Source organism: Pseudomonas sp. GR 6-02 (assembly GCF_001655615.1).
Lineage (GTDB): Bacteria > Pseudomonadota > Gammaproteobacteria > Pseudomonadales > Pseudomonadaceae > Aquipseudomonas.
The window spans coordinates 942,194-956,281 of sequence record NZ_CP011567.1 but is presented as its reverse complement, the minus strand read 5'-3'; the positions used below and the strand labels follow the sequence as shown (position 1 = coordinate 956,281).

Genomic DNA, 14,088 nt, shown 5'->3' with positions numbered 1-14,088 from the left:
CAGGTATTTTCTGAAGAGTGTTGCAGGGTTGTCCTACAAAAATAGTCGCGGCACAAACAGCCTCATGCCGCGCCAGCCACCGAACAGCGCCCGACTCGCGGCATTCGCGCACCGAAATACACCGCGCTGCTGATGCCCACGGCCCCCATCACCGCGCAGAAGATCACACAAATCCACGGACTCCACGGCATCAGACCGATCAACAGCAGCGGTGTGACACTCGCCCAGGCGGCGTAGGCAATGTTGTAGGTGAAGGAAATCCACCGTGCGCAGCGGCAGTTCGACAGCGGCCTCGCGCTGGGCCTGCATTGCCATGAACACCGGGGTTTCGCTGAGCCAGCGGCGCAGCCAGACACCGATCACGCCAAACACACCGCCCAGCAAAAACGGGTAACGCCAGGCGTAATCGAGGATTTGCGCCGAGGTGAACGCCTGAGCCAGAAAAGTCGCCGTCAAGGCGCCGATCAGGTAACCGAAGGTCAGCCCCGCCTGCAGGAAACCGAGGGCATAACCGCGATGTCCGACCGGCGCGTGCTCAGCGACGGACACCCAGGCACTCGGCACCTCACCACCCACCGCCGCGCCTTGCAGGACCCTCAGGGCCAACAGCAACAGTGGTGCGAAATAGCCGATCTGGGCGTAGGTCGGCATGATCCCGATCAGCAAGCACGGCAACGCCATCATCAGAATGCTCAGGCTGAACACCTTCTTGCGTCCCAACCGGTCAGCGAAATACGCCATCAGGATCCCGCCCAACGGACGCGCGAGGTAGCCCGTGACGAAGATCCCGAAGCTTTGCAGCAGACGCAGCCACTCGGGCATTTCCGGCGGGAAGAACAGCTGGCTGAGGGTCAGCGCGAAGAATACGAAAATAATGAAGTCGTAGATTTCCAGCGCACCGCCCAAGGCTGCAAGCCCCAGGGTCTTGTAGTCCGAGCGAGTGAAGGGCGCCGGGCGCGCATTGATGTTGGCAGTCATGTAAAAGAACTCTGGCAGGCAAAAAACCAAGGCGCCCACGGTCTACGCAAATGCGCTTGTGGACAACCCGTTAGACCATAGTCCCAAACGCCCCAAACAGCGTCCCCGCAACGGGCCGATTGATTTACTGTTGGCACCGACCGGATGGGCCATTGCGCCCTGAACCCCACAATAAACATAAAAACGAGGTACTCCCGTGGCCGCTGATATCGAAGATAGCCGCTATGCGCGCTTTGCCCTGCATTGTTCAAACTTTGCCGAACGCTGGTTTCCCGACTCCTGGGTATTCGCCGCGCTGGCAGTGATCATCGTCGCTGTGGCGACCATGGCCATGGGCGCCAAACCCACCGACGCCGCCATGGCCTTCGGTGACGGTTTCTGGAGCCTGATTCCGTTCACCATGCAGATGGCATTCGTGGTGATCGGCGGTTACGTGGTCGCCAGTTCGCCACCGGCGGTGAAACTGATCGACCGCCTGGCACGGGTCCCGAAAAACGGCCGTTCCGCCGTGGCCTGGGTGGCGCTGATTTCCATGGTCGCGTCGTTGCTGAACTGGGGGCTGTCACTGGTATTCGGCGGGCTGCTGGTACGTGCCCTCGCCCGCCGTACCGATCTGAAAATGGATTACCGAGCCGCCGGTGCCGCCGCCTATCTTGGTCTGGGCGCGGTCTGGGCCTTGGGTCTGTCGTCGTCCGCGGCACAATTGCAAGCCAACCCCGCCAGTTTGCCGCCATCGATTCTGTCGATCACGGGCGTCATTCCCTTCACTCAAACGATCTTTCTCTGGCAGTCGGGTGTGCTGTTGCTGGCACTGACCGTGGTCTCACTAATCGTTGCCTACGCCACCGCGCCCGGCCCCGCGACAGCCCGTGACGCCAAAGCCTGCGGTATCGATCCGGGTTTCAGTCTGCCGGCGCCAGCACCGCGTACCCGCCCTGGTGAATGGCTGGAATACAGCCCGCTGCTGACGATTCTGCTGGCATTGCTGGCGGCCGGATGGCTGTTCCATGAGTTTGCGACCAAACCGGCGATCAGCGCGATTTCCGGACTGAACACCTACAACTTCCTGTTCCTGATGCTCGGCGCGCTGCTGCACTGGCGCCCGCGCAGCTTCCTCGATGCGGTGGCCCGTGCGGTGCCGACCACCACCGGTGTGCTGATCCAGTTCCCGCTGTACGGCTCGATCGCCGCCCTGATGACGGTGGTCAAGGGCACCGACGGACAATCATTGGCCCACCACATCTCGACCTTTTTCGTACAGATTGCATCCCACGACACCTACGCCCTGCTGATGGGCGTGTACTCGGCTATCCTCGGTTTCTTCATCCCGTCCGGTGGTGGCAAATGGATCATTGAAGCGCCGTATGTCATGCAAGTGGCCAATGACCTGAACTACCACCTGGGCTGGGCCGTGCAGATCTACAACGCCGCCGAAGCCCTGCCGAACCTGATCAACCCGTTCTACATGCTGCCGCTACTGGGCGTACTAGGGTTGAAGGCCCGGGATCTGATCGGGTTTTCGTTCGTGCAACTGCTGGTGCACACGCCACTGGTGCTGTTTCTGCTGTGGGCGCTAGGGACGACGCTTACGTATATGGCGCCGGTGATGCCTTGACGCCGACCTTAAATCCACCACCAATCCAGTGTGGAAGCGGGCTGCTTCCACACTGGCGATTCATTGTTTTCACAAACGTAACCCCTCTGTCACACCTCGCTGCTAGCGTCCCGCCGAAACATATTGAAACAACTTAGCAAGACGGAACTCGCCATGAACGATGAAGAAAACCGCAACGACGCCTCTTCCCCGCAAACAGATACGCCCACCGACACCAGTCGCCGCCGCTTCCTGGGTGGCGTGGCGGTACTCACTGTCGGCGCGACCCTCAGCGCTTGTGGCAGTCATGGCGATGAATCGGGTAAACCGCTCGAACGCCTGCTTTCACCTGTCGAATTGGACAAAGCCCTACGCGACCAGGTGAAAACCGTAGTGGTGATCTACGCCGAGAACCGTAGTTTCAATAACCTGTTCGGCGACTTCCCTGGCGTCGAGAAACCGCTCTCGGGCCTCAAGCCCGTCGAATATCAGCAGCGCGATCGCGATGGCAGCCTGTTGCAGACCCTGCCGCCAGTCTGGGGCGGCGTGCTGCAGATCGGCCCGCAAACCCTCGATGGCGTGACTTACCCCAGCGCAACCCAGTTCCAGGAACACCTGCCTAACGCGCCCTTTGCCCTCAAAGGTCCGAACGCAGAAGACTTGCCGTTCGGTCTGGTGACGCGCGACCTGTGGCATGCGTTCTATCAGAACCAGATGCAGATCAACGGTGGCAAAAATGACGGCTTTGTCGCCTGGGGCGACTCCGGTGGCCTGCCCATGGGGCATTACGCCCAGAGTCGATATTCCCTGCGGTTGTGGGACGTTGCCCAAGAATTTGTGCTCTGCGATAACTTTTTCCAGGGGGCTTTCGGCGGCTCGTTTCTCAACCATCAATACCTGATCAGCGCCACCGCGCCGTTCTATCCGGACGCCGTCAACTCGGTGGCCAAGACACAAATCGCCACGCTGCAAAGCGATGATCCGGCCGATCCACGCCTCAAGCCCCTGGAACAATCCCCAGCCAGCGCCATGACCGGCCCACCCCAATTCGGCCCCAGCGCGCTGACGCCGGACGGCTATGGGGTCAACACGCTCGCTCCGCCGTACTGGCCGACCTGGATTCGCGACCCGGAGCGTCCTGCGTACGCCAAACCAGACCTGCCGAACGTCATGGTCCCCCAGACCCACGAGCACATAGGCGACAAGCTCTCGAAGAAAAACATCGACTGGGCCTGGTATGCCGGAGGTTGGCAGGCGACGCTGGATCAGTACAAGGACTCTGGCGGTATTCCGAAAATCCCGAACTTCCAGTACCACCACCAACCGTTCAACTACTTCAAGCAGCAGGGGCCGGAAAACCCGCTGGAGCGCGGTAAACGTCTACGGGATGCGGGGTTGGGCGATGAATCGAATACCAACAAGTTCTTTGCCGATGCCGAGGCGGGCAAGCTGCCGGCGGTGAGTTTCTATAAACCCCAGGGCAACCTGAACATGCACGCCGGTTACGCCGATGTAGCGTCCGGCGACCGGCACATCGTCCGCGCCCTGAAAGTGCTGCGGGAAAGCCCGCAGTGGAAAAACATGGTGGTCGTGGTCACGGTCGATGAGAACGGCGGTTGGTGGGATCACGTCGCACCGCCCAAGGGCGACCGCTGGGGGCCGGGCTCGCGGGTACCGACGCTGGTAGTTTCGCCGTTTGCGCGCAAGGGCATGGTGGATCACACGGTCTATGACACTGGCTCGATTCTGCGGTTGATCACCCGGGTGTTTCAGCTTGAAAAGCTCGATGGCCTCAGGCAGCGGGACGATGCAATGATTGCCCGTGGCCAGAAACCCATGGGCGATTTGAGCAATACACTGCACTTTGCCTGATGAAAAAGGGGCTCTGACTGGCGCTCTTTTCACTTGTGTACTAGACCGTTCGACACAACTAGTTCCAGTATGTACCCGCCCCACCTCCGAGGGCTCACGCTGAAAAGGATCTGAGCATGTTCAAACTCGCAGGATTCACCCTCGCCGCGCTCACCCTGAGCGCCGCCGCTCACGCCGATGTCGATCTGAATCTGGGCAGTACCGAGCGCGTTACCCGGCTGTTCGCCTACCCCAACAACTGTAATGTCATCTGCTTCCGCAACTGGACACTGGAGCAGACCGTCGAGCATTACCTGACCCAAAGCGTACAGCGCGATGGCTACAAGACCGCAAAAGTGCTGGTCAAAACCGAAAACAAGCAGCTCCACGCCCATATCAGCGGTGTGCCCAAAGGCTATGACAAGCCACTGACCGCACTGCTCAATGCTGGGGATTTGGCCTACAACGGTGCCAACAAGCTGAGTGCCGATGGCAAATGGACCTATAACTGGTACCTGTTCCTGCCGCTGGGCATGGCGCTGGAAAACCGCAAAAGCGTCGAACTGCTGCACTTCCCGCCAGATTATTCCCTGACCCAGGCCCAGGACTATCTGGAGTCCAAGACCACCGACCGCTGGGCCGCGCTGCTGACCGCCAACAACATTCCCGCCGACCAGACGCCGGCCTATCAGACCATCATCGACATCGCGCCGATTGCCGCGCCGTCCACCGCCGGCAAGGATCTGGAAGGCGTCTACAACTACTTCACGGACTACCAGACCACCATGGTCAAGGAAGTCAGCCAGAATGCCAAAGGTGCAGCATTGCCAATGGTCGCCTTTGGTTCACCAGTGCGTAACTGGATCAAGCAACAATACGGGCAGACCGTAGAAATATTGGGCCTGGCAACCATCAGCCCGAGCAAGGGGGTGACGGTACCCGTACTGGGTTCCAACCACCCGAGCTACATCTGGTACGCCGCCGACCCCGAAGCCTATAGCGGCGACGATGCGCAGGCCAAGGCCGACGCCGCGGGGCTGAAAGTCATGGGGCAGGATTTAAGTGCCGCGTGCTGGCAGGCCGGAATGGGCAGCAAACCGGGCACTGACCCTACCGCTCAGCTGAAAAGCTGCACTCAGACCTGGCAAGTGACCCAGAAAGAAAAAACCTGCGAACTGTTCTACACCTCGATTCGCAACCTGACGCCTGAGCAAGCGGTGGCCAAATGCTCGACAGCGCCGGTCAAATCCGAGCTGAAACAGCTGCAGACCCCGGCCCTTATGACCTCCGCATCTGCCCCACACTTGTAAAACGAAGGAAGTCTTTCCCGCGTGAGCCATGGCTGACGCGGGAAAGAGCTTTTCTCGACTGTCATATCTGACAGTAGACCGGTTATCTCATTTGCGAGAGGCTTGTGTCGTATCCACGTGCTGCAGAGCTGACAGGATGTCAGCAGACGGAGGTCGTAGCACCCAACTGACAAGGATTGTTATGAGACGCCATGCCGAACAAGGACTACCACCGCCGTCATCAAATGGCATCTATCCGTTTGTAGAGTTGCCCCTTCGCCTTGGATTCCCCTCCAAAGACGACTTTGAAATCATCTACAACGCTGAGGGATCGGCAATGGCGGTCGCGGCACTGCGCGAGTTCCCCCGCATCAGCCGAATCTGCCGGGTTTCCGGACATCTATTGCCCTATCGCTGCCGACACACCCGGCAGTTGGCGCCGGGAATCCATGTCTACGATCCGTGCTTCAGTGGTCTGCTGAGTCACTCCTGCGACCCCAACGTCTTTCTCGATATGAGCGAGCTGTGGTTATGGGCGCTCAAAGACATCAAAAAGGGTGACCGACTGACGATGGATTTCGCCGCGACAGAAGACAAGCTGCTGCGGCAGTTCGCCTGCCGCTGCGGTTGTCCTTGCTGCCGTGGCTGGATCATCGGCTACGACGAGTCACCGAATGCCAATGGAGAACAGTTCTTTCAACACTGGCGTCGGCGAAGTCTCATCTGAATGGCTTTTACAGTGCCTCGACCGGGCGCAAACGGTACTGCGGCGGCAACTGCTCGAAACCGCTGATGGTGGCGTTCAGGCTCTTCCAGCGACCGTCCTTGATGCCATAGATGCAGCCGTGGATCGACAGGCTCTGCCCGCGGTGCCAGGCATTTTGCACAATGCTGGTGTGACCGACGTTGGCCACCTGCTGGATCACATTGAGCTCACAGAGGCGGTCGACCCGCTCTTCTTCGGTGGGCAACTTGGCCAGTTCGTCGCGTTTTTCATAGTAGAGATCACGAATCGAGCGCAACCAGCCGTCGATCAGGCCCAACTGACGATCCTGCATCGAGGCGCGTACACCGCCGCAGCCGTAGTGGCCGGTCACCAGGATGTGTTTGACCTTGAGTACATCCACCGCATACTGAATCACCGACAGGCAGTTGAGGTCGGTGTGCAGCACCACGTTGGCCACGTTGCGGTGCACGAACAGATCACCCGGCAGCATGCCGACGATTTCGTTGGCTGGCACGCGTGCGTCTGAACAGCCGATCCACAGGTATTCCGGGGTTTGCTGACGGGCTAGCTTGGCAAAAAAATCAGGATCTTCGCGGGTGATCGCATCAGCCCAGCGTTCGTTGTTATCAATCAGATCTTGTAAGTCGTTCATGCAATGAAGCCTCGAGAATGATGCACTGCTTTGACAGACAACCGCCCGTCGGGGTCACGCACGAGATGCAGATCCCCCTGATGTCCTGATGTATGTAGCGGCTAGCCGGCGCTCCATGCCCGCGGGAATTCTCGGCAGCCCAGTGGGTCAATTGTAGTAGGGCCTACAGTATGAGGAATTGCCATGACTGATTCACGACGTCCGTTCGATCAGGAGCCACCCGAGCCCATCGACGACGATGAAGACCGCATGGGCTCGGTGCATGAGCTGGATTTCGACGAGGAAGAACCCGGCACCAGAATCGGCGACCTGACACCTGAACACGAGCATGCACAGCAGATGCCCGACGCGCGCGTCCGTAAACCCCGCATGACTGGGGGCTCGACCAATGACAATGACGCCACCGACGATGACTTGACCCCGGAAACCCTGATCCGTGAAGACGGCGCACGGGATGCCCACGAAGCGGGTGAAGACGGCCAGGCGGATTGGGAGTTGCGCATTGTCGACGAGGACGATATCGGTGGGGGCGATGGGCTGGATGAAGAGGAACTGGCACAGCAGGATCCATTGGACGGCAAGCTTTGATCGTTGACGTTCGTGAAGACGCCTTCGCGGGCAAGCCTCGCCCGCGAAGGCTTTAGAAACGATCAATCAACCAAGGTGCAAGCCATCACCACCGCATCTTCCCGCCCGCCAACCGCCGGGTAGTAATCCCGCCGACGCCCGATCTCGTTAAACCCATACCGCTCATACAACCGAAATGCCGCCCGGTTGCTGTCACGCACTTCCAGAAAACATTCCCGCGCCTCAGCTTTGTAGGCAATCGACATCAAATGCTCCAGCAGCGTCAAGCCCAGGCCGCGGCCCTGATTTTCCGGTTTGACGGTGATGTTCAGCAGATGCGCCTCATCAAGGATGATCTGCACTACGCCATGACCGACCTGCTGCTGCCCTTCGAACATCAGCCAGATCTGGTACTTGCCCAGGCCATCGAGAAAAATCCCGCGAGTCCAGGGATGGCTGTAGGCTGCGTATTCGATTTTCAGTACAGCGTCCAGGTCCGCCTCGGTCATCGGGCGGAACGATACAGCGTCACTCATTCGATTCTTTCCAACGCGCCATCAGCCGACGCATGGCTTGCCAGACATCAGCCTTACGCTGTGGCTCTTCCATTAATAACTCCAGGCCCGGCAAGGCCCAGACCGACCCCAGGCCTTCGACCTGAAGTTCACGGTTGAAGGATTCGGCGTTGGCCTCACCGGCAAAACGCACCGCCGGCAGGCCGATCAGCCACAGACAGACGCACGGTGCGTCTTCCAGGCGGGCCGACAGAAAACCTTGTACGAAATCCCGAGCCGCTTCCGGCCCTTGGTCCATTGTGCCGCGAGCCAGCAGCGGCCAGCGCACCGGCTCGCCGACGATCTGCGGGCTGTCCGGCAGGCCGGCGGCGCGCAGCATGTCTTTGAGCAACAGATAAGCGGGGTCGCGGGTCTGGAAAGTTTCGCCTGTGGGTAACTCCACCAGCAACAGGCAGCGACCGGCTCGCAGCAATTGCAGAGCGAAACGCGGCGGCGGCACTGGCGCAGCCTTGGCGACGAGCGGTACCTCTTCGCTCTCTTGCGTCGCTTTGCTTGCTGGTTTTCCAGCCGATGGCGTCGGCCGTGGCACCTCGATTTTCACCCGCTCGGCCGGTTTGGCCGCGGGTTCCACGGGCGTCTGCGCCACCGGAGCAGGTGCAACCGGGGCGACGACCGCTGGCTCGGGCATCTCCAGCAGTTCGGGCCGCGATGGCGCAGCAAAGGGCAATTCGGTGCGCGGCAGCCAGTTGACCACCTGCATGGCGGTCAAATAAGCGCGGCGACGGGACTCGATAAGCAAAGGTCGGCCACTTGTGGATAACTAAAGTGCGGTGATTCTACCGCCCTTCGCTCAAGATCGCCCACGCTTGATCGATAGACTTCACCGATAGAAGAAGCGACAGCCCATCCCCAGAGTGAATCGATACGGCTGCGATGAAGTACAATCGCGGCTTTTAATTGCCAACCAGCCGGCCATTCCGATGATCGAACCCAAGCGCGTCTTGCGCGCCCTCGCTGAACACTGGGCACTTCTGGAGCCACTGTGCGAGCACTTCGACCAAGGCACCCTGAGCCTCAACGAACTGCGTTCACAGTTGGCCGCCCAGCAACTGGACAGCACACCGCAGGACATCACCAGCCTGCTGGACGTGTGGATTCGCCTCGACATTCTGGTTCCCGTGGCGAAAAGCCCGAACCGTTTCGAGCTCAACGCGCAGATCCATGACTTCCTCGCTTACCTGCGCCGTGAGCACCGTCTGGGCCTGTGCCTGGAAATCGAAGCCTATCTGCGCCACCTCGAACGCCTGGCCGGTTACATCCAGGACGCCTTCGACATTCGCGACGGCAACGATCTGGCGCGCCAGTTGCGCCTGCTCGACATGCGCGTGCGGGACGTGCTGAAGAAACTCGCCAACGACGAACAGGCCTTGGTGGCCGTCGCCGAACGGGCCAAGACCAGCGACCGGCAGATTCCGCTGCGTCAGCGTTATGCTGAAGTGCTGGCGACCTGGGACGAATACGTCGAACCGATGATTCAGCTGGTGAATGCCGACGGCGCCTTCGAACAAGGCGTGCGCAAGGTTGAGAACGTGTTGTTGCGCATGCTCACCGAACAGCAGCGCCTCGGCCATCTGGTCGACGACGACATGCTGCTGCGCACCCACGCGCGCATCCTCGAAATGCAGACCAGCGCCCAGTTGACCCTGCGTCACGCCCGCGAGCTGCTGCTGCCGCTGCGCGAAGAAGCCCGCCGGCACAACGCCGTGACCCGTGGCGCAGCCCTGGCGTTGTCGGCCATTCGTCGTAAAGGCATCGATGCGGTGCCGCAAGCCGCGATGCCGCTGTTCACCCGCCCGCAAAGCACCTTCCTCGGCAGTGCCAGCCAAGTCGAAGCCTATGTCTACGCCCTGGCCCGTTTCGAGCCGAAACCGGCGCGTTTCCCCAAGGCCCACAAGACCCAGAAAGGCGAAGCCCCGCGCGCGCCACGCACGGTTCGGGAAATGCTCGAACGTTGCGAAGATGCCCTGCCAATGCCGGACCTGATGAGCTGGCTGCTGGAGCAGGAGCCGGACGGCGCCACCGACGAATTGCTCTACTGGTTCTCGCGCCTGTCGCGGGAAAAACGCTTCAAGCGCGAGCGTCTGGAACGCCGCGATTACCATACTCACGAGCATCAGGTCAGCCTGCGCTCCTTCGCCCTGCTCTCGGCCCGCGACACCGCCGCCGAGGATTCTGCGAGCACCCCACATGCATCTTGATCTAAACGAACTGTCCCAGCTGGCGCCGATCTTTCGCGAGCTGTTCAAGGGCTACCACGTCAGCCGCCGCGACCCGGAGCTGTACGCCCAACTGTCGAACTTCCAGGACCAGTACCGCACCCTGTTCAAGGCGTTGGGTTTTGAACTGGTGTGCGACACCCGTGGTTTCTACTACTTCGTGCCGGACCTGGCTGCGGCGGCGGTAAACAAAACGGCGCAACGTCTGGCGCTGTTCACCTTCATCCTCGTCGAACACCTGGCCGACCAGGGCCGCGACCCGATCGCCGTGCTCGACGGTGGCAGCCTCGGTCGCGATGAATTGCCATCGTTGCTGGAAAAGTACCGCGACCTGTTTATCCAGGCCGAAGTGCAGACCGTCGAAGAACTCGAAGAAAAAATCATGCGCCGCATGACCCAGCTCGGATTCGCCGGCGAAGAAAACGGTGTCTACCGTTTCCTGCCGCCGATGCACCGCTTCCTCGATGTCTGCCTGTCGGTCCAGCAAGACCGCGACCTGGCCGCCAGCCTGCACAGCGTGCTGCCGTTGCCGGCGCCGGTGCTGATCGACGAAGACAGCGACGAAAAGCTGCTGCAGACCGACGACCCGCTCGATCTCACCGAGTTTGAAGAAGAGAGCGAAGAAGACGCCCTGGCCCGCGCCATTGCCGAAGAACAGGAGACCGACGCATGAGCAAGGAACGCTACGGCATTCGCCGCTTTGCCCTTTTGAACACCGCCGGTTACAGCCTCGGCCTGTTCCCGCTGGAAGAGCCGCTGTCGGTCTACGGCGCGAACAACCTTGGTAAGTCCGCCTCGATCAACGCCTTGCAGTTCCCGATTCTGGCGCGCATGTCGGACATGAGTTTCGGCAAGTACAGCCTGGAACAATCGCGGCGTTTCTACTTCGCCTCGGACACCAGTTACATCCTCGTCGAAGTCTCCCTGCCCCACGGCCCGCACGTGATTGGCGTGGTCGGTCGCGGCCCGGGTGGTGGTTTCGGTCACCAGTTCTTTGCCTACGCCGGCAAACTCGACCTGGCTCATTATCAGAAAGACGACACCTGCCTGCGGCAGAAAGAGCTGTTCACCAATCTTGAGCGCGAAGGCCTGAAAGCCTACGAACTCAAGCCGGATGAACTGCGTCGTTTGCTGGTGGGCGGCCACACCTCGATTCCGCTCGACCTGACGCTGATCCCGCTGCGCTCCACCAGTGAGCAGAGCCTGAAGACCTTCCGCGCCCTGTTCATCAACCTGCTGCACATGCGTGAAATCACCGCGGCCAAGCTCAAGCAGCTGTTCCTCGATGCCTTCGAACACAGCCTGCGTTCCGGCAGTGTCGATTACATCGCCGCGTGCGAAGAAGCGTTCCGCGATGTCCGCCGCATGGAGCAGGACTACAACTCGCTGGTCGCGGCCGGTCCCTTGGTCGAAGCCTTGGCCAACGGCGTGAAACAGCGGGATATCCTGCGCGGCAAACTGCATCGCCTGTCGCCGCTGCTCGATTCCCTGCTCGGCACCTGGTCGGACTACGCCAGTGCTCGCAAGGAAGAACTGACGATTCAGGCCGAGCACTACCGCAACGAGCAGGACGCCCTGCAAAACGATCAACGCGGTGGCACTCAAGAGCTGATGCGCCTGGAGCGGGAAATCACCGGCATCCAGCGCTGGCTCGGCGAATTGTCGGTGCTCAAGCATCGCTTCGCCCTGGTCGATGACGTCAAAGTCCTCGAACAGCAATTGCTCGCCGCCAAGGACGCGCACGATGAACTGGCCGGTGCGCTGGCCCAGTCGCGGCAGTTTTCGGCCGAAGACCTGGAAGAGCGTCTGCGGGATCTGGAAAAACGCCTGAAATCGGTGAAGCAACAACTCGATCACGCTGACAACAACAGCTATGCCCGTCTGCGCGAAGAGTTCTCGCAGCAGGACGTCGAGCGCCTGATGCGGCTGTTCAACAGCGCGCTGTTCAGCCTGCCGTTGGGCGAACACGGCATTGCGCTGGATGAGGACGGTGAATGGGTCAAATCCATGGAGCTGATCCTCGATGGCTTCAAAGGCGAGCGCTTCGAAGTGCCGGGCCTGTCCATCGACCTGTCGCACATCGAGCCACCGGCCCTGCAAGCCTTGGCCGACCGTGCGGCACTGCGCGATCAGAAAGAGCGTCTGGACAAAGAACTCAAGCAACTGAAAACCCAGCAAGCCGTAGCAGCCGACCGTGCGGCCAGCAAGACCCAGACCGAGGCGCTGTACCAACAGGTGCTGGATGCGCAGAAAGCCCTGGAAGACTTCCGCCGCGCGCAAACCCTGAGCGCCGAAGAAGGCGACAAGCTTGAGCAATTGGCGCAGATGGAAGCCGCCCAGGACGAGTTGAAACGCTCCAGCGATGCCTTCACCGAACGCGTCCAGCAACTGTCGGCCAAGCTGCAATTGGTCGGCCGGCAGATCGGTGACATGGAAGCCAAGCAACGCACCCTCGACGATGCCCTGCGCCGCCGTCAGCTGTTGCCGGCCGACCTGCCGTTCGGCACGCCGTTCATGGACCCGGTCGACGACTCCATGGACAACCTGCTGCCATTGCTCAATGACTATCAGGACAGCTGGCAAGGCCTGCTGCGGGCCGACGGGCAGATCGACGCGCTCTACGCGCAGGTTCGCCTCAAGGGCGTGGCCAAGTTCGACAGCGAAGACGATATGGAACGTCGCCTGCAACTGCTGATCAACGCGTACGCACACCGCACCGATGAAGCCCTGACCCTCGGCAAGGCGCGTCGCGCGGCGGTTACCGACATCGCCCGGACCCTGCGCAACATCCGCAGCGACTACGACAGCCTCGAACATCAACTGGCGCTGTTCAACCGTGAGATCAACAAACGTCAGGTCTCCAACCTGCAGAGTTTCCGTATCGTGCTCGCGCCGAACAAGGAAGCGCTCAAGCACATTGACCAGATCATCCACAGCGCCGGTCAGTACGAAGAAGGCGAAACCCTCTCCGTCTTCGACTTGAGCCAAAGCGCCGAGCAGGACAACAAGAACGAAGAAGCCAAGGAATACCTGGCACGGCTGGTGGCGGCCAACCACAACCAGCTCGGTCTCAAGGATCTGTTCGAACTGGCGTTCGAGATCACCAAGGTCAATGGCCAACCGGTGATCCACACCGACATCGACGGCGCGGCGTCCAACGGCACCACCATGACCATCAAGGCGCTGACCAACATGTACTTGTTGCTGCACTTGATGGACCGCGACCAGGCCGGTCGCGTGCGCCTGCCGTACTACCTCGACGAGGCAGCAGACATCGACGAGAAGAACCAGGCAGCGCTGTTGGAAACCAGCCTGCAACTGGGCTTCGTGCCGATCCTGGCGAGTGTGAAGCCGCAAGTCTGCGCCAGCGTCGCCATCGACCTGGAAGGCGGCAGCGGCCCGAACGGTATCTACATCGACGAGGCGGACTGGAAGTTCATCCGTCGTCACGATGAAGTGAAAGCAACCGTTAACATCCAGGCGGACGAACCGGAGCTGGATGCGGTCTGACGCCTGAATCGAAGCCAATGAAAAGGCCGCGATCCAATATGGATCGCGGCCTTTTTATTTATGGGTACATTCTTGAAACCTTCAGTCAGTTCCAAGGCCCCTTCGCGGACAAGCCCGCAATGAACGATA

Annotated in this window: 11 protein-coding genes and 1 pseudogene; 8 read left to right on the top strand and 4 right to left on the bottom strand. The window is 60.4% G+C overall.

Annotated features, from left to right (window positions below):
- Positions 1 to 62: 62 nt before the first annotated feature.
- Positions 63 to 978 (bottom strand): annotated as a pseudogene (locus PGR6_RS04080) (MFS transporter).
- Between the two features lie 196 nt (positions 979 to 1,174).
- On the opposite strand from PGR6_RS04080, the gene PGR6_RS04075 reads away from it, so the two are divergent.
- From PGR6_RS04075 to PGR6_RS04060, 4 genes are all read left to right on the top strand, one after another.
- Positions 1,175 to 2,593, top strand: coding sequence for a short-chain fatty acid transporter (locus PGR6_RS04075; RefSeq protein WP_064616166.1), 1,419 nt, complete (start codon positions 1,175 to 1,177; stop codon positions 2,591 to 2,593).
- A 153-nt stretch (positions 2,594 to 2,746) separates the two neighbouring features.
- On the top strand, positions 2,747 to 4,444 hold the full coding sequence (locus PGR6_RS04070; protein WP_064616165.1) for an acid phosphatase: 1,698 nt from the start codon (positions 2,747 to 2,749) through the stop codon (positions 4,442 to 4,444).
- 116 nt (positions 4,445 to 4,560) lie between these two features.
- Positions 4,561 to 5,733 carry a hypothetical protein gene (locus PGR6_RS04065; RefSeq protein WP_018929540.1) on the top strand — a complete coding sequence of 391 codons (1,173 nt, stop codon included), beginning with the start codon at positions 4,561 to 4,563 and terminating at the stop codon, positions 5,731 to 5,733.
- Between the two features lie 181 nt (positions 5,734 to 5,914).
- A complete protein-coding gene (locus PGR6_RS04060; RefSeq protein ID WP_064616164.1) occupies positions 5,915 to 6,439 on the top strand; it encodes an SET domain-containing protein-lysine N-methyltransferase in 525 nt (174 codons plus the stop codon).
- A 7-nt stretch (positions 6,440 to 6,446) separates the two neighbouring features.
- Here PGR6_RS04060 and can read toward each other — a convergent pair whose 3' ends face one another.
- Positions 6,447 to 7,091, bottom strand: coding sequence for a carbonate dehydratase (gene can, locus PGR6_RS04055; RefSeq protein WP_007939732.1), 645 nt, complete (start codon positions 7,089 to 7,091; stop codon positions 6,447 to 6,449).
- Positions 7,092 to 7,274: 183 nt separating this feature from the next.
- Here can and PGR6_RS04050 point away from each other — a divergent pair, with 183 nt between their 5' ends.
- A complete protein-coding gene (locus tag PGR6_RS04050) occupies positions 7,275 to 7,679 on the top strand; it encodes a hypothetical protein (RefSeq protein ID WP_064616163.1) in 405 nt (134 codons plus the stop codon).
- A gap of 62 nt (positions 7,680 to 7,741) precedes the next feature.
- On the opposite strand, the gene rimI is transcribed toward PGR6_RS04050, so the two are convergent.
- On the bottom strand, positions 7,742 to 8,194 hold the full coding sequence (rimI, locus tag PGR6_RS04045) for a ribosomal protein S18-alanine N-acetyltransferase (protein WP_018929537.1): 453 nt from the start codon (positions 8,192 to 8,194) through the stop codon (positions 7,742 to 7,744).
- Positions 8,187 to 8,933 (bottom strand): hypothetical protein, encoded by a 747-nt coding sequence (locus PGR6_RS04040; RefSeq protein WP_064616162.1) that lies wholly within the window; start codon positions 8,931 to 8,933, stop codon positions 8,187 to 8,189. The genes rimI and PGR6_RS04040 overlap by 8 nt, the downstream gene beginning before the upstream one ends.
- A 220-nt stretch (positions 8,934 to 9,153) precedes the next feature.
- On the opposite strand from PGR6_RS04040, the gene mksB reads away from it, so the two are divergent.
- From mksB to mksF, 3 genes are read left to right on the top strand one after another with little or no spacing between them, the layout of a single operon-like run.
- Entirely contained in the window at positions 9,154 to 10,431 is a 1,278-nt protein-coding gene (gene mksB / locus PGR6_RS04035) for an Mks condensin complex protein MksB (RefSeq protein WP_026286675.1), read from the top strand.
- Positions 10,421 to 11,122, top strand: a complete 702-nt coding sequence (mksE, locus tag PGR6_RS04030) for an Mks condensin complex protein MksE (protein WP_018929534.1) — start codon at positions 10,421 to 10,423, stop codon at positions 11,120 to 11,122. Before mksB ends, mksE begins: the two co-directional genes overlap by 11 nt.
- On the top strand, positions 11,119 to 13,959 hold the full coding sequence (gene mksF / locus PGR6_RS04025) for an Mks condensin complex protein MksF (protein WP_018929533.1): 2,841 nt from the start codon (positions 11,119 to 11,121) through the stop codon (positions 13,957 to 13,959). Before mksE ends, mksF begins: the two co-directional genes overlap by 4 nt.
- The last annotated feature ends 129 nt before the right edge of the window (positions 13,960 to 14,088 follow it).

What these genes read in the sequence shown, in the direction of transcription:
- rimI (WP_018929537.1), bottom strand. Translation starts at nt 8,194, where the DNA reads ATGAGTGACGCTGTATCGTTCCGCCCGATGACCGAGGCGGACCTGGAC.
- PGR6_RS04050 (WP_064616163.1), top strand. Translation starts at nt 7,275, where the DNA reads ATGACTGATTCACGACGTCCGTTCGATCAGGAGCCACCCGAGCCCATC.
- PGR6_RS04070 (WP_064616165.1), top strand. Translation starts at nt 2,747, where the DNA reads ATGAACGATGAAGAAAACCGCAACGACGCCTCTTCCCCGCAAACAGAT.
- mksB (WP_026286675.1), top strand. Translation starts at nt 9,154, where the DNA reads ATGATCGAACCCAAGCGCGTCTTGCGCGCCCTCGCTGAACACTGGGCA.
- PGR6_RS04065 (WP_018929540.1), top strand. Translation starts at nt 4,561, where the DNA reads ATGTTCAAACTCGCAGGATTCACCCTCGCCGCGCTCACCCTGAGCGCC.
- PGR6_RS04060 (WP_064616164.1), top strand. Translation starts at nt 5,915, where the DNA reads ATGAGACGCCATGCCGAACAAGGACTACCACCGCCGTCATCAAATGGC.
- can (WP_007939732.1), bottom strand. Translation starts at nt 7,091, where the DNA reads ATGAACGACTTACAAGATCTGATTGATAACAACGAACGCTGGGCTGAT.
- PGR6_RS04040 (WP_064616162.1), bottom strand. Translation starts at nt 8,933, where the DNA reads ATGCAGGTGGTCAACTGGCTGCCGCGCACCGAATTGCCCTTTGCTGCG.
- mksF (WP_018929533.1), top strand. Translation starts at nt 11,119, where the DNA reads ATGAGCAAGGAACGCTACGGCATTCGCCGCTTTGCCCTTTTGAACACC.
- mksE (WP_018929534.1), top strand. Translation starts at nt 10,421, where the DNA reads ATGCATCTTGATCTAAACGAACTGTCCCAGCTGGCGCCGATCTTTCGC.